The sequence below is a fragment of the Brakhagea baltica genome (genome assembly GCF_052161605.1).
In the GTDB taxonomy this organism is placed as follows: Bacteria; Planctomycetota; Planctomycetia; order Pirellulales; family Pirellulaceae; genus JBKCUI01.
The window spans coordinates 6690693-6717586 of sequence record NZ_CP197409.1 but is presented as its reverse complement, the minus strand read 5'-3'; the positions used below and the strand labels follow the sequence as shown (position 1 = coordinate 6717586).

General features: G+C 53.2%; 17 protein-coding genes. 7 read left to right on the top strand and 10 right to left on the bottom strand.

The genetic code is table 11. The features are described 5' to 3' along the window. Window positions 1-176 precede the first annotated feature (176 nt). Entirely contained in the window at window positions 177-917 is a 741-nt protein-coding gene (locus SH449x_RS26035) for a hypothetical protein (protein ID WP_482379002.1), read from the bottom strand. Next, a complete protein-coding gene (locus tag SH449x_RS26030) occupies window positions 907-2805 on the bottom strand; it encodes a carbon starvation CstA family protein (RefSeq protein ID WP_482379001.1) in 1899 nt (632 codons plus the stop codon). Before SH449x_RS26030 ends, SH449x_RS26035 begins: the two co-directional genes overlap by 11 nt. 573 nt (window positions 2806-3378) lie before the next feature. Between SH449x_RS26030 and SH449x_RS26025 the strand changes: the two genes are divergently transcribed. Both SH449x_RS26025 and SH449x_RS26020 read left to right on the top strand, forming a co-directional pair. Next, on the top strand, window positions 3379-5169 hold the full coding sequence (locus tag SH449x_RS26025) for an IlvD/Edd family dehydratase (protein ID WP_482379000.1): 1791 nt from the start codon (window positions 3379-3381) through the stop codon (window positions 5167-5169). Between the two features lie 260 nt (window positions 5170-5429). Then, complete coding sequence (locus SH449x_RS26020) at window positions 5430-6872, top strand: AAA family ATPase (RefSeq protein ID WP_482378999.1); 1443 nt, start codon at window positions 5430-5432, stop codon at window positions 6870-6872. 9 nt (window positions 6873-6881) lie between these two features. On the opposite strand, the gene SH449x_RS26015 is transcribed toward SH449x_RS26020, so the two are convergent. Next, complete coding sequence (locus SH449x_RS26015) at window positions 6882-7442, bottom strand: Uma2 family endonuclease (RefSeq protein ID WP_482378998.1); 561 nt, start codon at window positions 7440-7442, stop codon at window positions 6882-6884. A gap of 182 nt (window positions 7443-7624) precedes the next feature. Between SH449x_RS26015 and SH449x_RS26010 the strand changes: the two genes are divergently transcribed. After that, a complete protein-coding gene (locus tag SH449x_RS26010; protein WP_482378997.1) occupies window positions 7625-8719 on the top strand; it encodes a Gfo/Idh/MocA family protein in 1095 nt (364 codons plus the stop codon). 74 nt (window positions 8720-8793) lie between these two features. Here the strand turns inward: SH449x_RS26010 and SH449x_RS26005 are convergent, their stop codons facing one another. After that, window positions 8794-10221 (bottom strand): alpha/beta hydrolase, encoded by a 1428-nt coding sequence (locus SH449x_RS26005; RefSeq protein WP_482378996.1) that lies wholly within the window; start codon window positions 10219-10221, stop codon window positions 8794-8796. A gap of 729 nt (window positions 10222-10950) precedes the next feature. Between SH449x_RS26005 and SH449x_RS26000 the strand changes: the two genes are divergently transcribed. Beyond that, window positions 10951-12990, top strand: coding sequence for an SHD1 domain-containing protein (locus tag SH449x_RS26000; RefSeq protein WP_482378995.1), 2040 nt, complete (start codon window positions 10951-10953; stop codon window positions 12988-12990). A 50-nt stretch (window positions 12991-13040) separates the two neighbouring features. After that, window positions 13041-15194 (top strand): sialidase family protein, encoded by a 2154-nt coding sequence (locus tag SH449x_RS25995; RefSeq protein ID WP_482378994.1) that lies wholly within the window; start codon window positions 13041-13043, stop codon window positions 15192-15194. 472 nt (window positions 15195-15666) lie between these two features. On the opposite strand, the gene SH449x_RS25990 is transcribed toward SH449x_RS25995, so the two are convergent. Then, window positions 15667-16749 (bottom strand): NHL repeat-containing protein, encoded by a 1083-nt coding sequence (locus tag SH449x_RS25990; RefSeq protein ID WP_482378993.1) that lies wholly within the window; start codon window positions 16747-16749, stop codon window positions 15667-15669. A gap of 609 nt (window positions 16750-17358) precedes the next feature. After that, complete coding sequence (locus SH449x_RS25985) at window positions 17359-17568, bottom strand: hypothetical protein (protein WP_482378992.1); 210 nt, start codon at window positions 17566-17568, stop codon at window positions 17359-17361. Between the two features lie 184 nt (window positions 17569-17752). Between SH449x_RS25985 and SH449x_RS25980 the strand changes: the two genes are divergently transcribed. Both SH449x_RS25980 and SH449x_RS25975 read left to right on the top strand, forming a co-directional pair. Next, window positions 17753-18727: a hypothetical protein gene (locus tag SH449x_RS25980; RefSeq protein WP_482378991.1), complete on the top strand. Its 975-nt coding sequence runs from the start codon at window positions 17753-17755 to the stop codon at window positions 18725-18727. 134 nt (window positions 18728-18861) lie between these two features. Further along, complete coding sequence (locus SH449x_RS25975) at window positions 18862-19929, top strand: hypothetical protein (RefSeq protein ID WP_482378990.1); 1068 nt, start codon at window positions 18862-18864, stop codon at window positions 19927-19929. Window positions 19930-20017: 88 nt separating this feature from the next. On the opposite strand, the gene SH449x_RS25970 is transcribed toward SH449x_RS25975, so the two are convergent. From SH449x_RS25970 to SH449x_RS25955, 4 genes are all read right to left on the bottom strand, one after another. Further along, a complete protein-coding gene (locus tag SH449x_RS25970) occupies window positions 20018-20866 on the bottom strand; it encodes a PhzF family phenazine biosynthesis protein (protein WP_482378989.1) in 849 nt (282 codons plus the stop codon). Window positions 20867-20897: 31 nt separating this feature from the next. After that, a complete protein-coding gene (locus tag SH449x_RS25965; RefSeq protein WP_482378988.1) occupies window positions 20898-21245 on the bottom strand; it encodes a tellurite resistance TerB family protein in 348 nt (115 codons plus the stop codon). Window positions 21246-21466: 221 nt separating this feature from the next. Beyond that, on the bottom strand, window positions 21467-25450 hold the full coding sequence (locus tag SH449x_RS25960) for an ATP-binding protein (protein ID WP_482378987.1): 3984 nt from the start codon (window positions 25448-25450) through the stop codon (window positions 21467-21469). After that, complete coding sequence (locus SH449x_RS25955) at window positions 25447-26715, bottom strand: metallophosphoesterase family protein (protein ID WP_482378986.1); 1269 nt, start codon at window positions 26713-26715, stop codon at window positions 25447-25449. The genes SH449x_RS25960 and SH449x_RS25955 overlap by 4 nt, the downstream gene beginning before the upstream one ends. Window positions 26716-26894: the final 179 nt, after the last annotated feature.

Sequence of the window (26894 nt, the reverse complement as noted above, 5' to 3'; positions counted from 1 at the left end):
GACTGCCTGCTCTGACTGATCGGTGCCCCCCCCCCCGACAGATTCGTGCCACGGGGGCGGGCCTCGTCGCCTCGGCCACTACGGGAAGCGATATAACTTTCCGCTCGCAACGCAGATTGGCAGTTTATGCAAGCGTTGGATCTGAAATCAAGCTGAGTCCCTACCCCCTCGCGTCGTTAGTTTTGCTCGGCTATGTCCTTGAAACTCACCATGCGCAGCCGTCCCAATGGGTTGCGCATCGGTGCTGGTACGCCAGATTGCTCAGGAAATTCATGCGTGATTCGAAATCGGGGTCCTTTTTCATCCGCGATGATGTGCCCATCTCCTACGGAGCGGTCGTTTGCACAGAGATAGCGAATCATCTCGATGATCGCTCGGTCATCAGCATCGGCATCAGCACGAGTCATGAGAATTTCTGGAAAACCTGGGACTTGCATGCCCACCGTTCTGACTTCCCTCTCGCCACGCACGATTCCTACGAATCCAAAACTGATTGCATCGCTACTCCCGTCATCAGTCATGCTCAACCAATCCTCGGCTCCATGCGCTAGGCAACTATTGTCAATGAACACACCTGCTCCTCCCGCGTGGATAATCGCGGCCCCCGCTTTCATCATGGTGCGTGCGGACTCCAGACTGCCGCCAGGGCCGGCGAGACCCACATTAATGGTGTAGCGATCGACGACTCTCAACTCCTCTGCTGTAGCTGGTTGACGAAGGCTAGTGCGAAAGATGTTGGGAAATTGTTTGTCGGCTGGTATTGGAAATATGTCGAGTCTCGTTTTGTCGGGGAGCTGCAATTGAGCATCGATTATACGATATCCGCTGGGAAGCCGCTCCATGATCTCCATCGGGCTTCGCCAAGCACCGGGAATACGCAGTGTGATCTCTACCACCGGAGGTGTTTCACTTGTCATCTTCAATCATCCTTTCCAAATCAACTGCTCTGGATCTGGGCCAGACGCGGATCGCATCGAACACCATCAACAACTGCAACAATAGGGTCAACAGTCCCACGCTCCCTAGCAGTTTCTTTTCGTGCCACCGCCAGACCCATTCCGCGGCTCCATTCTCGCCTGTCTCGAATCCTCCAATCCAGCCATTTTCAAAATTGAACAACTGCCAGCTGAGAGCCCAAGCTGGCAGAAAAATCAGGAGGACTGTTGGCAGAATCAGGAACCAGATCGGTAATCCACGACGCCGCAAGTAAAACACGATGACTAGAAAGGCTAATCCTGCTAACAACTGATTGGTAGCACCGAACAACGGCCATAGCAATAGACCTCCGGTCCCCGGCTCTCCACCTGCCTTGGCGGGAATCATGGCAATCGTGCCCGCTAGCAACACCGCCAGTCCAGTGGCTGCGTAGCGATTGGTCAGCGGCTGCAAGGGGCGGATGCGAGTGGTCGCGGCCAGTTCCTGAATAACGTAACGTTGAAGTCGGGTCGCACTGTCCAACGTTGTCGCCGCAAAACAGGCAACCAGTACTGCCACCAAGCCGACGCCCAGAGGAATCGGCAAGCCGATCTGACTGAGAAAATTGGCACTGCCGTCCACAAAAGCTCCCACCATATTGCCAAGCCGAAAACTCTCCCAGCTACTCTCCTTGCCTACCGAATAGGTATCTCTCCAGGCGTCCCGTCCGGTCAGCAATCGGCCGTCGTCCGTTTTCACCGGCTGAACGATAATCGAAGCTCCCCAGCTCTGTTGTTCCCCACTTTTTTCCAGCCGAAACTTACCCATCCCGATTCCGGCACAACAGGCCAGAATCACCACGACAGCCAAAGCCCCCTCCAGAAGCATCGAACCATAACCAATGACCTGAGCGTCCGATTCACAAGCGATTTGTTTGCTGCTAGTTCCGGAGCTAACCAAACAGTGAAATCCACTCACCGCCCCACATGCGATCGTAATAAACAAAAACGGAAAGATCGGAGGGGTGTTTTGGGGAAGCTCGCTGGCCACAGCGGGAGCGGCGGTCATCAGGTCAGCTTTTCCCGTCAAACATGCGACTCCCAAACCGGCCACAATCAAGGCCATCGAAAAAAACAACAGATAGCAGTTCACGTAATCCCTCGGCTGCAGCAACATCCAGACTGGCAGGACCGAGGCGATTGCACAATAGACCAGCAAGATCACCGTCCAGACCACAACGGGATACTGGACCGGCAAAACGATCGGCAGATAGTTAGTCCCAACATAAATGGTCGCCAAAATGCACAGTAGGCTGATCACGGACAATGGCATCAACCCATTCGCGTTCTTTCGCTGCAGCACTCCCAACACGATCGCCAGCGGCAGAGAAATCCAGACCGCCAGCACCGATTGAGGATAGAGGCTGAAAATCTGCGCGATCACCAATCCAAAAATCGCCAGCACGATCGTCAGGGCAAAAGCCAGCAACAGCAAAAACAGCAACTGGGTTCGGGGCGAAATCAATTGCCCGGACACTTCACCAATGGTCTGCCCACGATTTCTCATACTGACCACCAGCGATCCGAAATCGTGAACGGCCCCGATGAAGATGCTTCCGACCAACACCCAGATCAAGGCCGGTAGCCATCCCCAAAACACAGCGATCGCTGGGCCGACAATCGGGCCCGTTCCAGCGATGCTAGTGAAGTGGTGCCCAAACACCAGCGACTTTTTCGAGGGAACGTAATCCACACCGTCTTCGAACTGACGACTTGGAACTAAAGCCTGGGGATCAAGCCGAAAGATTCGCCTCGCCAGCCAGCGACCATAAGTGAAATAGGCCACGAAGTAGCCAGCAAAACAAAACAAGGCAATCAGAAAGGTGCTCATCCGGATTACTCGCCCTCCCTGCGAATGATAGGAAATTTAACTCCCCCCGAGCTCCGCCGACTCTACCAGAGAAACGGTTTACGTCAAGGGAACCGATCGCCCCGGCTTGAGACCAATGAGGTCGCATCCGCTCATGATTGAAAAATGGAGCGTTCCGATCGAACAGATTACCGAACATGGGGCAAATGTCGCGGATCGCTCCGCCGATCCGTATGTTAAAAAACCGATCGCTCCGCCGATCCGTGATAGAACATAACACGCCCGTTCGACGGAGCGGTGGGTAAACGTTTTCGACTGATCGACGGAGCGATCAGCGACACTCTTTCTGCCCCGCAGAGCGGACCGAGATTCTAGTTTAAGATGCAATTTAACATTCTTCTAGTGGTCTGTGCCAAGTGAAGTCGAGCAGCTTTCCGGCCACACCCGACTGCTTGGCCAGAATCTCTGTCAATCGTTTGTGACTTTCGCCATATTATTGCTCTACCAACGTTTGCAACAGGGACGCTTGAACGTTCGATAGGCCCTGGTACATTGATCGCAATTCCATTCAACTTGCAGGCGAAGAGGGTTTTCATGAACCAAAGATTGCGATCCGAGGCATGGTTTAACGATCTTTCAAATCCTGGCATGACAGCCATCTATCTGGAACGTTATTTCAATTACGGAATGACCCTCGATGAGCTTCGTGCAGGTCGACCCATTATCGGTATTGCGCAGTCCGCCAACGACCTTGCACCGTGCAATCGAGCACACTTACACACAGTGGAACGATTGCGGGATGGGGTGCGTGATGCAGGTGGTGTTCCCATGGTGTTCCCTATGCACCCTCTCCAAGAATCCACGCGTCGTCCAACAGCAGCACTGGACAGAAATCTGGCATACTTGGGATTGGTAGAAATACTTTACGGCTACCCACTCGACGGAGTGATCTTTACGACCGGATGCGACAAGACGACACCTGCATCGTTGATGGCGGCAGCTACCACGGATCTTCCCTCGCTCATCTTCAATGGTGGTCCGATGCTGAATAGTGTTATCGATGGAGAACCGACCGGGGGAGGAACAATCATATGGGAGGCGAGACGCAGGCTCGGGGCGGGCGAGATCGACGAAGACGGTTTTCTTCAACTCCTGGCCGCCGCCACTCCGAGCCTTGGTCATTGCAATGTCATGGGAACGGCGTTGTCGATGAACTGTCTAGCAGAGGCTATGGGTATGGCCTTGCCAGGGACAGCTGCTATCCCGGCTCCTTATCGCGAGCGGGCTCAAGCGGCTTATGCTGCGGGCAAACGGATCGTAGAAATGGTGCGTGAAGATTTGCGTCCATCTCAGATCTTGAGTCGTGCCTCATTGCTTAACGCCATCGTCGTGAACACTGCCATTGGCGGGAGCACAAATTGCCCTCCCCATCTTCTTGCGATTGCACGACACGCTGGAATCGAGCTGTCGATTCAGGATTGGGAGGACAGCGGATATGACGTGCCGCTGTTAGTCAATTTGCAACCTGCGGGGCGTTATCTCGCAGAGGATTTTCAAAGGGCGGGAGGAGTGCCGAGCGTCGTAAAAGAACTGTTGCGAGTCGGGTTGCTCGATGGCGAGACCAACACGGTGTCCGGCAAAACGCTTAGAGAAAACGTCGTCGAGGCGCCTGAGCCTGACAACAAAATTGTTTGTTCGATGAATCAGCCACTTCGAACCCAAGCAGGGTTTCTGGTGTTGAGTGGCAATCTGTTCGATGCTGCTTTGATCAAGACCAGTGTTATCAGCAACGCGTTTCGCGACCGATATCTCAATCAAACGGGGCGTGAACAAGTCTTTGAGTGCATAGCCGTGGTATTCGATGGCCCCGAGGACTATCACGATCGAATCAATGATCCATCGTTGAAGATTGATAGTGATACCCTATTAGTCATCCGAGGGTGCGGGACACTGGGCTTTCCAGGTAGCGGCGAGGTCGTCAATATGCAACCACCTGATGCGATTCTCAAACAAGGTATCCGCGAATTGCCAACCTTGGGAGACGGCCGCCAGAGCGGAACCTCGGCCAGTCCATCGATTCTAAACGCTTCGCCTGAAGCATACGCAGGAGGCGGCCTAGCGAAGCTAAGAACGGGAGATCGTGTGCGCATTGATTTGACAACTCGCCGTGTCGATGCGTTGGTCGATCAAGCGGAATGGCAAGCACGATCGATGACGGATAACGATCCATTAGCGAACCAGCTCCCACCGAGACTGCGGGCGAACGCAACACCGTGGCAGGAGTTATACAGGAATCATGTCGGACAGTTGCACACAGGCGGTTGCCTAGAGTTTGCATGCGAGTACCGAAACGTCTGCCGAACCGTTCCGAGACACAACCACTAGGGGTGAGGGCTTAATCAGTAAGCTCGAACGATTCTCTTCCCTAACGGGGAAGGTCATTTGAAAGTCCAACTTTGTGCTAGATTTGGCGAGTAATTTCCTGAATTACTCGCCAAAAACACACACGGAATGCAAGATTTGGCGACGTATATTGGAAATACTTCGCCAAAACTGTTACTGTGAACCTAGTTTTGGCGATGTATACGTAGTATTATTCGCCAAACCATGCCTAAACGACTTTTTGATGCATGGGGGAAGGATTTATGGTCAATCGCGAAAAGGTCATCGGACGGCTGCCAGAAAAACGAGTCTTAGATACCGTTTTGGCTTCCAATGATCCAGAATTGGTAGCCGTTTATGGTCGCCGACGCGTCGGAAAGACCTTTTTGATCCGGGAGCATTGTAAGCCACATATGGTGCTGGAGGTGGTGGGACTGCACAACCAAAGCACCGCAGTGCAACTGGCTAATTTTCACGTTTCACTCAGAAAAGCGTTTCCGGTAGTCCCTCTGGTGCAGCCCAATACGTGGCTGGAGGCCTTTGATCTACTGCAGCATTGCCTCGAACAGCCCTCGTCAATCGACGGAAAGCGTGTTGTTTTTTTCGATGAGTTCCCATGGCTGGCGACGCGCAAGAGTGGATTCGTTCCAGCCTTCGAAAACTTTTGGAATGCTTACGCCAGTCGAAAACGGGATTTGGCTGTCATCGTTTGTGGCTCCGCAGCAGCCTGGATGATTCGCAATGTAGTCAATGCTCGCGGAGGATTGCATAACCGTCTTACGCGTCGTATCCGGCTGGAGCCTTTTCTATTGAATGATGTCCAGCAATATCTCCTGAACCGAAAAATCCGATGGGATCAACGTCAGATTGTGATGGCATATATGGCGTTCGGAGGCATACCGCATTATTTGAATCTTATTCAACCTGGACAGTCTGCCGTTCAATGCATCGAAGCCGATTGCTTTCGACCTGAAGGCATGCTTAAGAACGAGTATCACAACTTGTACGCAGCACTTTTCGAATCTCATGCCACGCATGAAGCGATTGTTAAAGTTCTAGCGACTAGTTGGTCGGGACTAACTCGCGATCAACTACTCGCGAAGGCTAAGCTAACCAGTGGTGGTGGAGTTACGAAGGCGATCGAAGAGCTTCGGCTTTCGGGTTTTGTCACGGAAACCGACACACTGGACAAAAAAACCAAAGGCAGTTTATTGCGTTTGACTGACGAATTCTCCGTCTTTTATTGGCACTGGATGCATTCCTCTACGGCAATGAATTCCTGGCTGCGCCAATCCACGAGTCGGCGATATGAAGCGTGGTGCGGGTACGCTTTCGAATCGATTTGCTTCAAGCACTTGGAGGCGATTCGACGAGCGATTGGAATCGCTGATGTGCAGACTCAAGCTGCGTCTTGGCGATACAGTCCCAAATCGGGAACTGACGACGAAGGAACGCAAATCGACCTGCTGATAGACCGCGCCGATCATTGCATCAACCTATGTGAAATCAAATTCGCCGATCAGCCTTTTGCAATCTCCAAAAGTTACGCGCAATCTCTTGATCGCAAACTGCGTGTCTTTCGCAATCGTTCAGGGCGACGTCAGACTTTATTTCTGACCATGATCACGCCTTACGGCATCGCCCCCAACCAGTACTCCGCGGAACTTGTTACCAACGAAGTGGTCTTGGGCGATTTCTTTGCTTGATGCGCAAGATTACGAATCGAGGTCGAAAAGCTCCGCCAGCGATAGGTCTGCATTCGGTTGACAAAGTGGGGTGACGCATGCATCTTTTGTAAATGGCTGGACCGATTGATATTGGCCTTGATTCGGATTTCGGTGAACGTGAACTTGTTCGGCCTGGATATCCACGACCCAATACTCGGGTATGTCATGCTCGGCGTACAGCTTGGCTTTTTCACCCAAATCCTGTACCGTACTAGAATCCGAGACCTCGATCAGTAGCAAAACATCTGAGTGCGTTGGACGTATTCGCTTGGTCGGCATCCGGCGAGACCATACAAGATCCGGTTCAGGCCGGTGGTCGCCGCAATTGATACTAGATTGCACTCGAATCATAATGTCATTGGGATTGGCGTGCCGGATCGACCACTCCATCAAGAACTGAATCTCTCCCTCATGAACTGGACCTGCCGGATTCATAAAGCGAAGCTCCCCATGAATCAACTCCACCTTGATAGGCTCAAGATCGACAAAGGCACCTCGCATAACCATGCGGTCGAAATCATTTCCACTAAGCTTGGCGATGGTGCTCATAATTGCCTACCTAAGGATCGTGACTTGCTGCCTCACACGCGGCATTGAATTTACCTCTTTTATTCTAGTCGATTCGTGACAAAGGGTCTAATTGTATTCTCAACGTGCTCTTGCACTTACAGCAATAGATCCATCAACACTGGAATTTCAACATTTTACCGAATACCCCACCAAGTCCCAACATGAATACACACATCACGCGTCGACAAGCACTGAAAACCGTAGCTGCTGCCACCTTGGCTCCGGCAGTTATCGGTCTCGCAGGGGAACGCACTACCAGAATCCGCATCGGCCAGATCGGTACCTCCCACTCCCATGCCTCCGGTAAGATGGACGCAATCCGTTCGATGCCAGAACTCTATGAGGTCGTTGGTATCGCCGAGCCGATTGCGGGTCGCCAGACGACTGCTGCAAGACAACGATCCTACGCCGGGCTAACGTGGCTGGCTGAGGAGGAACTGCTCGCCGACCCGTCGGTCACAGCTATCGTGGTTGAAACAACACTCGATGATTCGGCGCGTGCGGCTCTCGCTTGCCTGCGGGCGGGCAAGCACATACACCTCGACAAGCCTGGGGCGGGTAGGCATTCGGAGCTCAAGACGATGCGACAAGAAGCGGAACGCCTGCAACTCACGGTGCAGATGGGATACATGTTGCGTTACAACCCTGCTTTTGAATTACTGTTCCGAGCCCATCGCGAAGGCTGGCTTGGCGAGATCACTGAGATAAACGCCTCGATGGGTAAGCTGGCGGATGCCGATCTCCACAGTCAACTGGCCAGCATACCTGGACACGGAATGTTTGAACTCGGGTGTCACCTAGTTGACGCAGTCCTCTTTCTACTAGGGCCGCCCACCGCCGTCAGCGCGTTCAGTAAGCCAACTGGTCAAGCTCCTCCAGGCTTGCCTGACAATCAGGTTGCGGTCCTGGAGTACCCGAGAACTCTCGTGACTCTGCGATGCAATCACGGAGATCCGTTCGGCGGTCCGCATCGTCGCTTCCATGTCGTGGGTACTAAGGGGGCGATGGAAATCCAACCCTTGGAATCGGGGCGCGGCACGCTGTACCTCTCACAGGCCAGTCGGGCGATAGACACTTTCAAAAAGGGTGAGAACAAGTTCGTGCTCGACGTTTCCAGCGGTCGCTATGATGGTGAGTTCCGTGATTTCGCAAAAGTGCTTCGCAACGAAAAACCACTCGCATGGTCCGCCGCGCACGATATCGCGGTCCACGAGACCAGCCTCCGCTGTGCCGGGGTATTTGACACTTCTCGCTGATCGCCTCCAACTTCACCCTCCCGGTCGCTTCGCTGGGAGGATAAGCCCTCGTTTACTTGTACTCAAGCTGGCCTTTACTTTCGGGGTGGCGAGATAGCGGCGGGATCATTTCCGGCGGCAGGCGCGATTCGGACGGCGTCAGCGGGCTCTGATTCGAGGCCCACCGTGTTTACCGCGCGAATGGTGTATCGATACGGTTGATTCGTTACGGCTGTTGTGTCTACATATCGCAGAGGGACCAGTGGTTGCGTGGGGGTATCGCTGTATTGCAGATTCTGAAACACCGGTCGACCAAATGGATTTTTGCTTTCGTCTGGAACCTTGGCGAGAAATTGTCCATCACGCTCAATAATGAAACTCGCTAGACCGCTTTCCAGGTCGGCCACAATTTGCCATGTGAGTTCGTTTCCTGATAGCTCCACGCGAGTCGGTGCAGGAGGAGGTGTTGTGTCGGTCACTGCGGTATCGGTCACGTACTCGATCCACTTTTTTGCAATCGTTGAATTAGGTAACCAGACAGCTTGCTGCGCGTCCCCCTCGAACTCTGCCGCACTAACTGCGATCGTGCTGGTTGGAGCGGCTAGCCAACTTTCATTCCGTGGCATGTCATGAAGCGGCTGGAACTGTTCGGCAGGAAGTTGTGTCTGTTCCGCAGGTAGCCGAACCGTTAAGCAGTGATCAAGCCAGGGGATCGCCAGATATCGTTGGTTGCCACACTCGTGACTTGTCAACGGATCGATGGCAATCGCAATCAACCCACCAGCCGATCGAACTGATTCGAAAAACTTTTGATTCGCAGGCCAAACACCGGCGAATCGCCCTTCTTTGTCGGTCACTCCTTCTTTGGTGCCCAGATTACACATCAACGGAACTTTAAGAGCCGCCGCCGGCAACTGATGGGCCTTGATGTCAGAGCGATTCGATTCCGCCTCCAGCAGCGGCACCCCAGATCTTAACCAGGCCGCAACCACTCGCTCAGGGTGCATCATCACCATCCCACCTGCCCAGTGCCCGCCACCACTGTGCCCCCATAACGCCCACGGCACATGAGACAGCTCAGGATGCCCGGTCAACATACCCAGATCCTTCAAGCATTGTAGAAACCGTTCGCTGGAGCCATGTCTTGGATCGCACCAACGTTGACAGTCCGCTTGATCCGGTTGTTCATAAGCGGGGGAGAGTAACGCACATGCATGTTTTAGAGCGAGTGCTTGCCAATGGAAATCGAAGGCTCCCGTTAAGCCCGATTTACACGACCCTTCGCCGCATCCATGTTGATGTACGATAACTCCTCGCAACTGCGCGACATCAGGTGGAATCCAGATCGTGTAATGGACGGGATAGATCAAATCGCCATTCTCCGTGCCTGCGTCATAACGAACTCGATAGTAGGGCGGTTCCGCAGTTGGAAAGACATCATAAGGCGGTTGTTGAGCTATCGCGAACTGACTAACACATAACAATAGCAACAGCAGACTCGGAATGGTGCGCGACACGTGCATAGGTGAATTCCAGGGAGTAGAGTGCTCAAAACGTCCAGGTAGCCAAGTCGCGGATATTTCTCTTGCGACCAAGAAACTTGCCCCTTACTGTACCCACGGCCACACTACCGAACAATCACCGAAGCTACATGAACGAAGTGAACTGGAGTTTGATGGTGGCGGAAACAATACCTCTAGCACAGCTTCAGGCCTGGAGCAAAAGGATAGTCAACTGTTGGTTGTTCGATGGCCAGTTCTGGAGTTTCCAATCTCTTATTTCTTTGCTGACAACTGCGTAGAAGGCGATCGAGGATGTCAGACGTTAACAGGCTGCGCTTGTCCGGGCAGGCTGGCTTTCCCGAATGAGTACACTATCGTCCCACTTGTTGCCGTTCGCGATCCCCCCCCGGATGGCCTGAAGAAACGGTTGTAAACCATAGGGTAAGAATGGGGTGGCACATCCTGAGGAACGATGGTTGTGAGGAACTAACACAATTGCATTACACGAACAGGCGATGTCCGCTATTTCCGGTCGAGAACTTTTGAGGATCTAATGTCTCTTGGATGCTGGGGGCTCCTGATGGCAATTTTTTAGGGTTGTTAAGCGAACCCTCTCTATTTTTCTAAATAGGGCGATCGTGCCCGCCTGTCAGCACTCGGATACCTTTACCCGAGTGTATTCCCTGGTAAACTGGCTGAGATTCCAATTGATGTCGGTAGCCGGCATTTCTCTTCCTTGGGGGATTATCGATGAAGGATAGACGTGTTTTAGCAAGCTACTGGCTGTCAGCATGTTTGGCAGTTTTTGCATTTTGCTTTACTGACTTTCGTATCGGAGCGGGCGAACCAAAAGGTCCGTTGGCCTCGTTTGGAAACTCTCGCACTTGGACCGATTCTACTGGCAAATTTAAGATCGACGCGAGTCTTACCTTTGCCGACGCTAACGAAGTGCAATTGACTCAAACCAGTGGCAAGGTCGTCAAGATCAAGCTTGATAAGCTCAGTGCAGGCGACCAAGCTTTCGTCAGTGCCTTTCTACAAGCCGAAAAGTCGCTCGGCTTAAGCAACACCGCTGACGAATCCGAGAACCCGTTCATGGAAGCGGCTGACGGAAAAGCAGCCGATAAAAAAGCGGCTGACGGGGCGTCACCGACGAATCCACCGCCCGCCGGGGATGGTGATCTGACATCGGATTCTACGGACTTCCCCATGCGTCCTACCATCGTCAAAGGAGTCAAGCAGATTTCGGCCAAGCTCGACAAGCCCTTTTGGTCGATGCCGCCGTTGCGTGGCTTTCCTGAAGTCGACTTCGAGGAACTGACTGCCAGCACGAGTGTTAAAAAGCCGTTTTTTGCGGCGCTTCGATTGCGGTGTGGCGGCAAGGGTGGCATGGCCGTCTTGAACGCCTATCAGCACGGCCGCAAGCCTGAAGAACAGTACAGCCGTTTTGCCGTAGTCCGGGGCATGGATGGCGAGACCTCGGACGTCCTGGAACTACCCGCCTCGTGGAAGCTGATGGGCATGAGTCCCGATGGCTCGCGGATCGCGGCAGTGCGAGTCGAGGGCTTTGATAAAGGAAATGACGTGGCTATCCTTCGGGTCACCCCCGACGGTCTTAAGCCAGAATTCCAATTTACTGCAGGTGGCGGAAGCTGGGATGAACTGCACTTTGTCGAATTCGCTTCCAGTCAACGCTTGATCACCATCAGCCAAAAGAACACGATAATCATCTGGGACCTTAGCACGGATCGACCGAAAGCTCTGTATCAAGGAGGCAGCGGAGGAACGCTGCATGCCGATCTAAGTCCTGCCCGCGAGGTCATGGCGCTGGTCGCGGGTCAAAACCTAGTCTTTGTCGAAACGGAAACAGCCAAGGCGGTAGGTTTGCTCGCTTGTGACAAGAAGCCTTCTCAGGTGCGATTCTCCCAAGATGGTACGATGATCGCGGTTTACGTGCCCTTCGAAGTTGCGTTTTACAGCACAGCAGATGGCAAAGAGATTCGACGGATCGCTGTCACCGAACACAAGAACGATGCACGGGTGCATTGGGTCGGAAAGAACTTACTGGTCGGTTCAAAGCTGTATGACATCGAGAAGGGGATGCCCTTATGGACATATGACGGCAATCCCGACGGGCTCACCTCACTGGGCTCTTACCTTGTCTATGCATTCGGTAAGGACAAGTCCTCCTCCCTGTCTATGTATCGAGTACCGCATCAAGAAGCCGTTACGTCAGCGGCTAAAGTCGATCCTGCCGATTTGTTCGCCATTAAACCGGGTGACTCGGTCATGGTCCAATACAAACTGGCGACCTCGGCGGCCAACAAACAGCCCGAATTCAAGAAAGCTGTCGAGGATAAAATTGCCAGCCTCGGCTGGAAACTAAGTGGTAATGCCAAACATCAGATCGTCATCGAAGTGGAGAGCGGCAAGCCCGATACGGTTGACTATTACACTCGAACTGGTTTTGGACCAGGTCCAGGCTTCGGCCCTCCGCCCGGCTTTGGCCCGCCGCCAAGCGGCCCCAAGGAAACCGTCTCCTTCACCCCAGTGTTTCACAAGATCACGATTACGTCCGATGGTCAAGAGGTGTACCAAGCCAGCTTTCTCAGAGGTGCACCCGACAACCTGCAGACACAGGAGGGAGAATCCACTCAAGCCGCCGTGAACAGAATCTGTCAACCTCAACCTGGCTACTTTGCCAACCTGCCGATTCCGCCCTCGCTACTTAAGGCAGAGTACCAAGGTGGCTTTGGCAAATCGCAACTGACCGCCGAAGGTTTGCGGTGAGCAAAGTCGATTCTGACCGGTGGGCTTCAGTGGGGCATAAGGAGAATTTCATGTTCAAGCGATTTCTGTTGCCAGTTGCACTTGTGGCCATGTGGTGCCTGAGTTGTTGCTGGGCTGCTGAGCAAGGTGCGGTGCCTGTTGGCGCTGCGGTAAAGATTTGGGACCAGGCACCTCATAATGCCTTCACCGATCTTGTAAGGTTCAACGACCGCTGGTTCTGCGTCTTTCGCGAGGGGCAAGGCCATGTTTCTCCTGACGGAGCATTGCGCGTCATCACATCGGTCGATGGTGAGTCATGGGAATCTGCGGCGCTGATTACATCGGACAACTCGGACTTGCGCGATGCCAAGATCACCGTCACACCCGACGGTCAACTGATGCTTTGCGGGGCCGAGGCGTTGCATGACAAATCGCAGCACACCCATCAGTCATTGGCCTGGTTCTCGAGGGATGGTCGAAACTGGAGTGAAAAACACGCTATCGGCGATCCAAACGTTTGGCTATGGCGTGTGACTTGGCACGAGGGCAAAGCTTACGGCATAGGATATGGCTGTGGCGAAGATAAGTCGGTGCGGTTCTACTCGAGCAAAGACGGGAAGAATTTCGAGACTCTGGTCGAACGCTTGTACGATGTGGGCTATCCGAACGAAACGTCTATCGTCTTCGAAGGCGACACCGCGTACTGTCTTCTGCGACGTGACGGGCGAGCGAATGAACCCAACACAGGTTTGCTCGGAATCTCGCAGGCTCCGTTCAGGGATTGGGAGTGGAAGGATCTGGGCACGCGGATCGGTGGGCCGCATATGATTCGGCTTCCCGATGGTCGCTTCGTGGCCGCTGTACGATTATATGACAAGCAAGTCCGCACGGCGTTGTGTTGGGTCGATCCGCAAACTGGGAAGCTGACCGAGTTTCTCGCTTTGCCCTCCGGCGGCGATACGAGCTACGCAGGTCTAGTGCTACACGAAGAGCAGTTATGGATTAGCTACTACTCGTCTCACGAAGGCAAGGCGAACATCTATCTCTCGAAAACTCCGGTTCCGTCAATGCCGCGTGATATCGGCACTGCTAGGCCGCTTGCGCCGCAGTCAACACTACACGCTGGTGATCCCCGGATGGAAATGTCCGAAGTTTTTCCGCCTGGACTCAACGGAATCAGACGTTATCGCATTCCCGGTATCATCGTTACGCCCAAGGGGACCGTGCTCGCCTACTGCGAGGCTCGCAAAAACGACAGCAAAGACTGGGGCGAAATCGAGGTGCATCTGCGTCGCTCGAAAGATGGTGGCAAGACCTGGCTACCCTCACAGCACATCGCACACAATGCGGATCGGATCGAAGGAAATCCACACAGAAAAGATAACGTCGGTGCGGGCGAACAAACGGTCAACAACCCCGTCGCCATTGTAGACCACGAGACCGGAGCCATCGAGTTTCTCTACTGCGTGAACTACGCTCGTTGTTTCTCGATGCGGAGCACAGACGATGGACTCACCTGGAGCGCTCCGGTAGAGATCACGGCCAGTTTCGAGCCTTTCAGAAAGATGTACGATTGGAAGGTGATTGCTACCGGTCCCGGTCATGGTATTCAGTTGAATAAGGGCCGGCTTGTCGTGCCCATCTGGCTCGCGTACGGAGGCATCGGAGACCACGGGCCCTCCGCTTGCGGCACCATCTACAGCGATGATCATGGCAAGACATGGCAAGCGGGGGATATCGCCATTCCCAACGAAAGTGACTTCGGCACCCCGAATGAGTCTATCCTCGCCCCGCTCTCTGATGGTCGCGTGATGATGATCTCACGCAATGTCTCCAATCCAAATCGCAAGCTCGTGACCACCAGCGCCGATGGCGCGACAGGTTGGAGTCAGCCAGTGTTTCACGATGCGTTGTGGGAGCCAGTCTGCATGGCCAGCCTCGTAGCCCATCCATCGGGTGCGTTGTTGTTTTCTAACCCGCACTCGCTGGCTCTAGACAAACAGGGCAACCCCATCCCCGCAGGTCGAGGCAAGCGAGAGAACCTCTCCATCAAACTCAGTCGCGACGACGGCAAGACCTGGCCTGTCAATAAAACTCTCGAAGCTGGCAAAGCCGCCTACTCCGATCTCGCCGTGCTTCCTGATGGCACCGTGCTCTGCCTCTTCGAGCGAGGGAACTCCATCGACTGTGCCCGGTTCAATCTCGAATGGCTGCAGCAGCCATGAACCGGATACGACTCGCTAAAAATCTACGACGGGAAGCGGGTGTCTGGATAGTGGGTGTTTGCGTAGTGGATGAGGCAACGAGTCCATTTGCCCTGGAGACCGCCAGCTCTGACTGAACGGTGCCCCCGACAGATTCGTACCAGGAAGCAGGCCTCGTCGCCTCGGCCACGACGGGAAGCGGGTCTTTGCGTAGCGGATGAGGCAACGAGTCCATTTGCCCTGGAGACCGCCTGCTCTGACTGAACGGTGCCCCCGACAGATTCGTGCCAGGCGGTCAGGCCTCGTCGCCTCGGCCACTACGGGAAGCGGGTCTTTGCGTAGTGGATGAGGCAACGAGTCCATTTGCCCTGGAGACCGCCAGCTCTGACTGAACGGTGCCCCAGACAGATTCGTGCCAGGAAGTAGGCCTCGTCGCCTCGGCCACTACGCGAAGCGGGTCTTCGCGGTCAAAGGATGCCTCTCGCGTTCTGCACTATAGTTTCACACGTAGGATACGATGGTGGAAGCTATCGGCAATGTAGAGCCAACCGTCGCGAACCGTGACACCGTGCGGGCGTTTGAGCTTGTACTCCCCTAGATCGACCGTTGTTAATAAGCCTGTCTTTGCGTCGAACTTGCGTACAGCATCGTTAACGTCATCAGCCAAGTAGATTTCACCTGTCGGGCCAAAACACAAGTGCTTGGGGCCGTTGAGTTGGGATTGGGTTCTATCGCCGTCGACCAGACCCGCTTTACCATTCCCTGCAACGCGAACAATTCTCCCTTCGCGATCGATTCGCCAAAGCATGTGTCCACCGCGTGAAATCACAAACATTTCGCCGTCTTGGTTTTCGATCGCGCCACGAGGATCAACCAACGGTGACTCGGTCGCCAATTCTCCGTCAATCGGGTTTCCGCTTTTGCCATTTCCAGCCATGATCTTGACCAAACCGCTCCCCAAGTCGATTCGTCGAATCACATGGTTGCCGATATCGGCGACCAGAATCGAAGAATGATCGGGGGACGCACTCACACAAATCGGCTGGTTATAGGTCGCTTGGTCGATACTGACCTGAGGTACAGCGGGACCTTGTTTTGTGCCCGTCCCGGAGAAAGTAGATATCTTGGCGGTAATGGGATCGTACAGACGAATCGTATGGTTGAGATGTTCTGAGAGAATGATTTTGCCGCTGGGCATGATGACTAGATTATGCAGCTTGTTGAAACGAGCGTTCAGTGCTTCGCCATCCACATAGGCTTGTTCGGGGCCACCGACAACGTGCTTAAGTCCTGTGCTCTCCGACCAAGTTAGCACTCGGCCGCCGGTATACTCGACAATAACCATGGTTCCGTCGGAATCGAACTCCATAGCAAACGGTTCGAACAAGTCGCTCTCAGTAGTCTTCGGTACTGGTTCGGTAGGACCGATCAAAACTTCGACTTGTGCGATTTGGTTGTTGTTTGCTGAGACCGTAACGGAGGAAACGATAAAGGCTAACGCAAAGCACGCGACGACGAAATGAGATGCAGAGGTGCCGCAAGAAACTTTAGCAAAAAGCAAGCAGATGGAACGCATGGCAGTAGCAGCTCCGAACGAAAATGGAGAGGTGAGAACAAAGTGTGAGAAAGGCGCAAGGCCTTATGAGTGTAATCGATCGACAGTGAATCGTCTTTATGCGTCCAAAAAGAGGATCTCGAGAAATCCGTAACTGTTCATGGAGTGAACCGTTATGCTGAATAATCATCGACAACGAGTCTACCCCCTACCCCTTGCTCTCCATTGACCTTGTGTCAGTGGAAGCATGACTAACCAGCTAGACCGCCGTGCCCCAATCGCTCCCTGGCTCACCACTGAGTTCACTCGGTGGGAGCGTGACTCGTCGGCTAATCAGTGATACCCCAGGCCGTCAGTGCGTTCTCCAGCCAGCGAGTCATGCGCTCCATTGAGGCAAGCTCAATGGGGGCGAAGAACGCGGGTACGGCGTCCCGTGTCTAGCCTGCGAGTCATCGGTCCACTGACACAAGGTCAGTGGAGCCGTAGAGCGCTTTCCTTTTCGCTGCTAGCGTACGAGGACAACGGCTGGCGACAGCCGAGTGGGAATGGGATGACGGAAGTCTAGCCAGCAATGCAGTGGAAAGGTTCGGTGAGGAACGCATCGTTAGTTTGATGTCGGCTTCGCCCGATTCAGGAATCAGACGCTTTTACGAAAACTGGCGGGAGAACGATCCCAATATCATCAGCCGATTGTTCACGGCTGGGACTCATCGCATACGGCTCGACACCTTGCCAGAACTGCCGTTTCGATGCGGTTCGATTACTTTGCAAACAGAAAGTTGCACCGCAATGGCTTATCGATGAGTGTCGCTTCGATGCCGACGATCGATGCCAACTCATGGTCGATCCGTAGATTCCGTACTCGTAACTCTTAGGTTTGGTGCATCATATAAGCAAATTGGCAGAACTTTTCCGCAAAGTGTTGACATGGCCTCACGCAACCTTACGATGGCGAGAGTGAGGAAAAACGAAATCAATTGATATCGGGTTCATACCGCAAGGCAAAGCAAAGGTATAGCTTTCTATGATAAAGAGGATAGTTCAGTTTTCCTTCCTTTTCGCAGTCTGCTTTCACACTGGGGCGATGCATCGTGTGAGCGGACAGGATATGAGCACATTAGTCAGTGTCGCGCGCGCCAATGGCGAATGTCTAAACAACTACGACGTCTCCTATAGAATTGTTTCGATTGCGGATGTGACGAAAGATCCATCAAAGCTTGAAGAGCTAAAGAGGACGCTCAAGGAAAAGAACCGTCCGCTGATTGACGAACGACGCGTCACGGCCCGCTTGGTTCTGGATAAAGCATCAACCGTGAATCCGGTGAAGTTCGTTTTTGTTGTCAACTACCAATCGTTTCGAGATGAAAAAATCGTAAGCCAAGTAACGGAATTTATGGCTTGGCAGGACGGATTGTTAACTGACGGTACAACTATGAATCCGAGTGGTGAGATCACACGCAGAAGGGTATCTCTTGAACGCTGCTACCAATCTTTCGGTATCCCGAGCTTTGAGACTTTTTATGGAGCGCTTAATGCACCAAACGATCGTGGTTACTGGGAAAATCATGACATTTTCTGGGATAGTTACCAATCGGCCCTATCGGATTGTCAGCTAACTAGACTCAAGAATGGTAGGCTAAGGGTGGAAAAGTCATTTCCGGCATATCGATCGTCATCGGAGTTTGACCCGATATCTTCACTTATGGTTAATAGAGCTTCTGTTCTGATTGATCGCGAGACTGGCGCAGACCGAAAGGAATCCACCACAACCACCAATGTGGCGTGGGAGAATTTCGAGGGGATATATCGAATAAGAAATATTTTCGAACGTATGAAGGATCTCGGCACAATGGGCGACCGCATCTCGACCTACCATTGGCACCAGTTTAATGAAGAAAAATTTGAATTTCCCATTCATATCCTTAAGGATATTAGTTTGGAAAATTGCACTCAATTTCTGCTCGACGGTCAATCAGAGTTGTCGAGTAGGGAAAGGTAGTTAGAGGTGTATCATGAGGCTGGTTCGTAAAGTTGGCCTCTACCACCCAATCACCAAGCGGCTCCGATTGACGGTAAACTTGAATAACTTGTTCTTTCTTGCATGACACCAGTACACACTTGGCGACCAAACCTATGACAGGCTTTTCTTCGCAGGTTAGACTTATTGCTCTGGTCTTTGTACTCGGCTTTGGTGGCACGATCGCAAAGTGTTACTCGCAGAACGATTCGTTGAAGTCATCAGAATCCGTGAACGTCGATTATCTTTTCCTTAAGCCTGCTGGCCAGGTGGTAGTGCAGTCCTTTGATGTTGGTGAGGTGGGGATTGGGGAAGACGTTCCGGTTCTTGTACGCGTCATGAATCGGTCCACGACGAACTTTGACATGACCTTGAAGAGCGACCCAGGTCTCGGAGTTCGACTTATTAACGGACCGGTTATAGTCGCGGACGGTGACAACGGTCTCGCTGAAATGGTGCTTAAGATCCCAGACACTGCGAAAGCACTGGAAAGCACGGTGGGTGCTATCGCAACTCTCAACGGAAGTATCGATTTGTTTCTCAATTTCAAGTTTCGCTACAGAGACTTGGCGGTCTTCACAAAGAGTTTTTACTCTTACTCACTCGAAGTAAGCGGCGATGGGCTTTCGAGCAATCCACTTACTGTCCAACTCCCCATAGACATCTCGGTCCTGGATCTCATAAACGATTGCTCAGTCGAGGCAGATGCCTCTTTGCAAGCGATGAGCTTTCAGATTTTAGAGAAAGAGGGGAAACCTTGTGTTGAGGCCAGATTTCCGGCGTCGCTTATTGCCAAGTCGAAAGCATCGGGCAAGGTACGGCTTAAAGTCTACGACAAAGTTGTTAGCGAGGCGACGTTAATCGTCAGAAGGCAGACCGATATAGAGCTTTTGCCGGATTGGGTGACCTTGAAATACGATCCGGATAAACAGGAATACCGAGGTGAATTGATCGTGAAACTCCGCACAGGAACTGTACCAATCGAGCAAATCAAGATCGAAGTAGAGCATGTGGATGATATTCCGATCGACTTGACCATCGACAAAATGGCTAAATCAACTGGTCGCATTTATCTCACGGTCAAGGGATCGGAAACGCCGAAAGATCACGATCTGATTTTGTTCAAGATCATGACGCCACTCAAGACCGAGGAGCAAGTGCTTTCGGTAACCGTCATCCGCTAGTATGCGTATTCGGGCTTTGATCTCAATTTGAGCCGAGGGATAGAGGAAAGATGCCGCAGGCTTGCCCTGCGGAGGTTCAGGTTTCTCGCTAGATCGTGACCTGTCCGTCGATACAAGTGACGCTGTGGCCTCCGACCCAAATGGTGCCCTCGGAATCTTGTTCAACATGGATTCGGCCTCGGCGGCCCAGTGCGGTGCCTTGGGCTGCGATGTACCGTTCTGGTGCTAAACCTGCACCGATCAACCACTGTGCCAAGGCTGCGTTGAGGCTTCCCGTGACCGGGTCCTCGGTCATGCCGTTGTTGCCAGGGAAAAACGCTCGCACCTCGAACTGCGTTTCCTCATCCGCTCTTGGGCCGACCACGCCGACATCCAAACCAGCCAGTATCGACGTATCGGGCTTGAGTGCTAAAACATCATTGGCACTGCGCAGCATAACTGCTCGCCAGTTCGGGCCGTTGTCGCACCACGAGTGAGCCGTTATCTCGTCAATCGAAATCCCTAGTCCACGAGCGATCCATTTCACGTCAGATTCATCCAACGGGCCACTCTTAATTCTAGGAGGTGCAGCGAACGCTAGTCGCTGGTCATCGCGGCGAATTCTTACTAAGCCTGCTCCACATTCCTGAACGATATGCTCCCCCTGTGGAGTACCACCGGCCTCTAGCCAAGCATGGCAAGTACCCAAGGTTGGGTGCCCTGCAAAGGGCAACTCGCGACCGGGGCAAAATATCCGGACACGGTAGTCGGCACCAGCGGCTGCCCCCTGCGGAGTTGGCGGGAGCAAGAATGTACACTCCGAAAGGTTTGTCCAATTGGTGAAGTGCTGCATCGCAGCCGTATCGAGCCCCTCGCCATCCATGACCACGGCCAACGGGTTCCCGAGATAGGGGACTCCCGTGAAAACATCAATCTGCTTGAATCCTCGCTGAACCATCTGAGCAGAGAAAGTTGCTAGCGACCTGTGCCTAGTCCTTGCCAACCAGTCGATCGATGAGGGATTCCAGTTCCTTTTTGTCGATTCCCATCTTGGCAGCCGCTAATGCGAAGAGTCGCTTTTCGACTTCACTGAGTACACCGTCTGCTGCCATGACCTTCATCAAATCCTCGAGCATGGCAATCTGCTCCTCACGCTCCTTGGGTAGCTTCAAAGAAGCTTGGTCGCTCAACGCAAACTCGACCGCTTTGCCAAGATCGGCTTCCTCCAAACCCATTTCACTGCATCGGTCTACGAGCAAGGCAATTTCTCGCTCGGACAACGCACCATCCGCCGATGCCATGATGACGAGGTTCTTTAAGTGATCTAAATGTTGCATGTCTGGTTCCGAATCCAAGTTCGGCGCTCTTGAGTCAGTCTGTCCCAAAGTGTGTGTGGTATGCACACTAGAATAATCGAAACTCGGACAAGCGATAGCGAGAACCGGTCGGCGACTTCCTAATCGTTGGTACTTTTTGCCAGGGTGTCACTATAGGCAGTTTGAGGGAAGTTTAACGGCCTTTTCATGTGGTTAAGGGCGGGGAAAGGTAGTGGAAATGGTTAGTCTTGGGTTTGGCTCCACCAGAGATCGTGTGGCTCACCCTCCAGAGGTAAATCGATCCGATCGAGCTCGTTCCAGAGTCGCTCTGCGGGTTCCTGACGCTCCTGGTGGATGACGGAATCGTCCTCGTACCACAAAGAGAATGGCTCTGCCGAGGTAGGCTCGGGATAGTCTTGCTCCAAGACCACCGGGACCGCAATCTGCCGACGTGGTTTCTTGCGAACAGGTACCTTCACTTCAACAGGTTCGATGATCTCAGCGACCTCGACCGTCTCTGTCTCGGCCTCTTCCTCGGTCTCTGTCTCGTCCCCAATCTCTAGCTCGTCCTCCGCGACTTCGTCTTCCTCTACTTCGTCCTCGAGCATCACCGGTTCTTCATGGATGAATTCAGCCTCTTGCTCTGATTCTTCCTCCATGGGGACCATCTCAAGCTCGACAAAGGACTCTTCCTCGATCGCTTCTTCTTCAGGCTCGGGCTCTGGTTCCAATACGAGAGCAGCGACAATCTTTGGTGCCCCCAGGCTCACGTCCGGCACATTCACCACCGGTACATCGTGTGGTTGATAAATCTTCGCTTCACCCGACTGTCCGTGAGCGGGTAGCACTCGTACCTGTACATGGATGTCATGGAACATTCGCATGATGTGCTCATGGCAAGTAAACATGACCACCTGATGCCCCAACGAGGCAAAATCCTGCAGAACCTTGGCCGCTGACTTCGCTCGGATGGTGTCAAAGTTCACGAGCACGTCGTCCAATACCAAAGGCAACGTTACCCCACGTCGCGAGTACGCTGCTGCTAACGACAATCGAAGGGCAATGAAGACGGCTTCTCGAGTGCCGCGACTCAGCACCTCAAGCGGCAAGCTCTGATTCTTGTCGTTGTCGATCCGCAACGCGTTCTTACCAAGCGGGGTCCAAACGCGAACATACTTGCCCTCGGTGAGCTGCTTGAGAAACGCAGAGGCTTCCCGAAGCGTTTCTGGTTGCCTTTCGGTTTCATAAACCTCGCACACCTTTTCAAGCATCGACGAAGTCGCGCCCAAGGTACGCCAGTGATCTGCACAGGCTGATATCTGCTTCTCCAGGCTAGCCAGCTCTAATTTGGCTTCTGCCAATCGGCGATCAGCCGCCAGCGTCTTCATCTCTTGGGATGTTTCACCCTGTCTTTGCAGCAACACGGAGATTCGCTCTTCGGCCTGTTGAACCCGCTGCCCAAGCGTATCCCATCGTTTTTCTAGCTCGCTACCCGTCGTCGACTCAAGCAATCGCACTACCGTTTCATACGGAACGATTCCGCCAACAATGCTCTTGATGCGTTGCGAGAGCTCGTTCTCTTCGGCTTCCAAGCCTAGGAATTGCTGCTTGAGAGCCAATAGTTCCTCGAGCTGCGACTGGCTCTCGACCCCGAGGTCTGCTAAATGGGCTTGGCGTGCGCGAACCCATTTGTCCATAGCCCGCTGAAAGCCACGCTGCTTCTTGCCCAGTTCCTCGTCTTGCGATTTGAGTTGCTTTCGCTCAACGATATATTGCTTGTGCTGAGCAAGAGTGTTGGTGAGCTCTTGCAATTTGACCAACGGACCGTCTTGGACATTGCTGCTAGCTGCCGCAGAAGCTGCTCGCAACGACATCTGTTCGTCTCGATTGCGCTGTTCACGTCGATCCCGATCTTTATCACGGTCTCTATCTTTATCCCGTCGATCTTCAGGGCGGCGCGACTCTGCGTGTCGTGAATCCCGTGAGGTATCCGATTGACGCTCCAGCATGGAGGCTTTCTTCGAAGGCTCGCCACCATCGCGACTTTCTTCGATCGCCACCTTTAGTTGCAGAGACAATGCTTCAATGCGTTGCAAACCGGTGGAAAGTTCAATTCTACGTTGTCCCAGCTCATCCTCGAGTGCTTTTAACCTTCGACGAGTGGTTGTTAAGGACTCATATCCCTCTGCGAGGACTCGGATACTCTTGGGCGAAAGGGAAGCTGCTAAGCCGAGCTGGGCTAGTGTCTTCTTCCAGGACGACCTTGCGTTCTTCAATCCCTTGGCCGCGTCCGTATAGTTGCGACGAGCGGTTTCGTAGCGTTGCTGTGCTGCTTGCAAATTGTGGAAGATCGGAAGATACGATTCACAGTGGGTCAGTTCCCCCTCGGCATCGCGAATGCGCTGCTCGAGAGTTCCTGCATACTCCGGCAACGCTGTTAGGAGATCGTTCCGTTCCTTGACGGTTTTTTGTAGTTGGAGATCCGCTGCTTCTAGCTTGGCATCACAGCTTTCTAGCTCATCTTGGCTATCTTGCTCCATATTCTTCCAGCGATAGTAGGTGAAGCCTAATAGCATGGCACCGACGACAATCAGCAAGAAACCGATCGTCTGCTGATTTACATTGGAAACAGGAAGTGGCGTTCCATCAGGTCCCATGACGGGTGCCTTTGGACCCATGAGAGACCAACCGAAGAAATTGCTTATACCGAACACCAAACACAAGAATCCAGGAGCGTAGGAGATGAGCAATCTCCACCAATCATCGATAGGAAACACCTCATCGGTTTCGACTTCGACGGCTTGCGTTTCAATCTCCTTGCGATGGCGGCGTAGCTTTTCGATACGCTCGTCCAGCATTTGTACTTTTCGGAGCGTTGCAAGCATCTCGTTCGACGAACGATGAGCGGTCTGCAAATCGCCGTGCCCGCGAACTGCTAGGAATCCATCTAGCTCAGCCGCCAGCCGGTCAGCTTCTTTTTTGTCCCCAATTCCTTGCTCTTTGGCCTGCTTTAATCGTGTTTGGTAAACCCGCACGTCGCGAGCAGGGCCCGCTAATTGGCTAATCGCTTGACGAGACAGATCGGGTAGATTTGCGAGTCGCTTGTCCTCGATAAGGGCTTCTTGGTCCTGCTCAGAGAGGCCTAGTCGCTTTGCATCTTCAATAAGCTGCTCGCGAGTTTGCTCGAGCTCTGACTGCAAACGTTGGATTTGCATCTGAAGACCGCTGATCCAAGGCCCTTGCTCATTGGCTGCCTCGATCTTGGCTCCCAATGCCAAGATGCCTTTGCTGAGCGGCATTCGCTGGGCTTGAAGTCGCAAATTCTTTCGCTCTTCACGTACGGCCAAGATCTGTCGCTTCTTGTCTTCGATCTGTTCCTGAATGTCACGGAGCTTCGTGATGGAATCGTCCGGAATATCGGTCCGAGCATTGAGTGCCTTGATTTTGTTACGGGTCGTTTGACGTGCCAACCAAGGTTCACGGACTTGTAAAGACGTTTCGACCGTCTTGGCCTCTAGTTGCCATTGACCGATCCGTTGCTTGAGCTCGTCGATTTCCGTTTGTTGATTGCGACGGTGGGTGGCTAGCTCACCCCATCGACGTCCTCGGATGGTGAGTTGCTCGATTTCCTCGCGCAGCTTTTCGCGACGCATCATCATCGTCGAAACTTGTCCCGACTGTGCATCGACCGAAATCAATTCGCCACGAGCACCTCGCAATTGTCGCATCACATCGACGAGGGACACACGGTCTAGCCCACTCGATAGTTTGTAGAGTTCGTCCGCAGCAGCGGTGTCATCCAACGTGCTAAGCTCTTGAAGCTCGCGAAGCCCGATTGCAAAGACATTGGTAAAGATCGATTCGTCGACGCTACCTAACAACGTGGTGAGCCGATGCTGTCCTTGAGTAATGCCATCACTGCTAGTCACCGTCAACTGGCCGACGATGCTCGGGTCGTTCAAGGTCGCTCGACGGGCGATTTCGTAGCCACCGCCGGGGCCGGTAACGCGCATGGCACCGCCTGGCTTGCCACCGAAAACCGGAGGCAAGTATCTTTGGCGTCGCTCTGCGGTAAAGCCATACAACATGGTCCGCAAGAACTGCATGAGTGTGGTTTTACCCGCTTCGTTAGGGCCGTAAAAGACTGTCATTCCCTCGGGAAGAGAATCGACTGAGAGACCTGACCAAACTCCGAACCCATCGATCTGAATATCTCGAACTTTCATGACTTCGTTCCTCCAAATCGCTTGGTTGGAGCCAGTAGGTCTAGTTTATGTCCACGCAATAGATCAACCCCGAGCAGTGTGGAGCGATCAAGTGTGGCGTTGGTAGTCACCGGGTCGTCTTGATAGAGCATCGATTGCCAAATTGGCGAGCCCGGGGTTTCGCTTTCCACGAACGGCTTTAGGTTGATGTCTTTGCCAAAGGTTTTGCGGTTGTCGGTCGCCGTTCTGAGGAAGTCGCCGAGAATGGTGTCTTCTTCTTGCCACTTCTTCGGAAACTCCTTGGGGGAGAGTACCGAGATGTCGGTCGACCAGACGCTGCATGCACCGTGTCCATATTCCCGTCTCACCCAACTAAGAATTTCCTCCAGGGCGGCTGGCCCAACCGAAGATGCATTCTCCAGATCCATCTCGATCTTCCATTCGACGATGAGATGCTTGGTTCCGTTTTCGCTCTGGAGGCGTGAAATCCGTTTGCTCATCAAGGAGCGAATGTCCCGCCCCATCGCGAGATCCTCGAGATCAAGCTTCTGAGTGGTGTAGCGAAATAGATCGATATCGTGTGTAACGATCTGTGCGTCATGATTGCCATCGACCTCGACCATGAAACAACCATGTGCACCGGGCTCGCTGAACGAGCGACCTTGTGTGGAACCGGCGATTCGCATGTGAGGAGCCTCGCCGTGCAAGGTCTGTCGATTATGTTGTCCCCCGAGAGCCCAGAAATCGATGCGTTGGCTCATCAGCGTGTCTCGCTCCGCTTTGCCATGAGCAAGTGCAATGACATAAGTGTCATCCTCGTCCAACTGGAACTCAGCCGCTCGGACTGATTCTCGTCCATCATTGGAGCGACCCAGTATCGTGGCGAGAGGTACACCGTTTCTCCGGAAGACCAACGGCTCCACTTGTTTCTTGGAGAATAGGTGAACGTTGGGAGGAAGGGCAACTGACTCTGGCCATCGATCGGGATCGTCGACGGTTCCAGCGGCCCAGTAGACTTGGATCTTGGCTTGGTTAAGTCGCTCGAACTGATCGAGCAAGAACGCTGGACCGACCGCACCGCAGGAAACTGGGTTTAGCAAATCGCCAGCCAGGAGCACGAAGTCAACATTCTCGACCACCGCCATTTCGAAGAGGTTTTCAACGGCCTTCCACGGTGCATCGACTAGCAACGATTTGAGATGCTCGGGTAGATCGAGCAAATCCTGCATAGGCCGCTCAAGATGAAAGTCAGCGGCATGGATGAACCGGATTGATTCTTTTCCCATTGAAACCCTCCCTGGTTTATATTTCGTTGGCTTGCTACCGGGTCCTCACAATAGCAATCGTAGTAGTCTAGTGGAAATACGTAGAATATGCCAACATCGATTTCGCAGGTAGACGGGGAAATCTGCGTTGATTTTGGTAAACAGGATAACGTATAGTCAAAGCGGAAGCCTTTCATGTT

Excerpts from the sequence above, each read along its gene's own strand:
- SH449x_RS26035 (WP_482379002.1), bottom strand. The coding sequence starts at position 917 with ATGACAAGTGAAACACCTCCGGTGGTAGAGATCACACTGCGTATTCCC.
- SH449x_RS26030 (WP_482379001.1), bottom strand. The coding sequence starts at position 2,805 with ATGAGCACCTTTCTGATTGCCTTGTTTTGTTTTGCTGGCTACTTCGTG.
- SH449x_RS26025 (WP_482379000.1), top strand. The coding sequence starts at position 3,379 with ATGAACCAAAGATTGCGATCCGAGGCATGGTTTAACGATCTTTCAAAT.
- SH449x_RS26020 (WP_482378999.1), top strand. The coding sequence starts at position 5,430 with ATGGTCAATCGCGAAAAGGTCATCGGACGGCTGCCAGAAAAACGAGTC.
- SH449x_RS26015 (WP_482378998.1), bottom strand. The coding sequence starts at position 7,442 with ATGAGCACCATCGCCAAGCTTAGTGGAAATGATTTCGACCGCATGGTT.
- SH449x_RS26010 (WP_482378997.1), top strand. The coding sequence starts at position 7,625 with ATGAATACACACATCACGCGTCGACAAGCACTGAAAACCGTAGCTGCT.
- SH449x_RS26005 (WP_482378996.1), bottom strand. The coding sequence starts at position 10,221 with ATGCACGTGTCGCGCACCATTCCGAGTCTGCTGTTGCTATTGTTATGT.
- SH449x_RS26000 (WP_482378995.1), top strand. The coding sequence starts at position 10,951 with ATGAAGGATAGACGTGTTTTAGCAAGCTACTGGCTGTCAGCATGTTTG.
- SH449x_RS25995 (WP_482378994.1), top strand. The coding sequence starts at position 13,041 with ATGTTCAAGCGATTTCTGTTGCCAGTTGCACTTGTGGCCATGTGGTGC.
- SH449x_RS25990 (WP_482378993.1), bottom strand. The coding sequence starts at position 16,749 with ATGCGTTCCATCTGCTTGCTTTTTGCTAAAGTTTCTTGCGGCACCTCT.
- SH449x_RS25985 (WP_482378992.1), bottom strand. The coding sequence starts at position 17,568 with ATGAGTTGGCATCGATCGTCGGCATCGAAGCGACACTCATCGATAAGC.
- SH449x_RS25980 (WP_482378991.1), top strand. The coding sequence starts at position 17,753 with ATGATAAAGAGGATAGTTCAGTTTTCCTTCCTTTTCGCAGTCTGCTTT.
- SH449x_RS25975 (WP_482378990.1), top strand. The coding sequence starts at position 18,862 with ATGACAGGCTTTTCTTCGCAGGTTAGACTTATTGCTCTGGTCTTTGTA.
- SH449x_RS25970 (WP_482378989.1), bottom strand. The coding sequence starts at position 20,866 with ATGGTTCAGCGAGGATTCAAGCAGATTGATGTTTTCACGGGAGTCCCC.
- SH449x_RS25965 (WP_482378988.1), bottom strand. The coding sequence starts at position 21,245 with ATGCAACATTTAGATCACTTAAAGAACCTCGTCATCATGGCATCGGCG.
- SH449x_RS25960 (WP_482378987.1), bottom strand. The coding sequence starts at position 25,450 with ATGAAAGTTCGAGATATTCAGATCGATGGGTTCGGAGTTTGGTCAGGT.
- SH449x_RS25955 (WP_482378986.1), bottom strand. The coding sequence starts at position 26,715 with ATGGGAAAAGAATCAATCCGGTTCATCCATGCCGCTGACTTTCATCTT.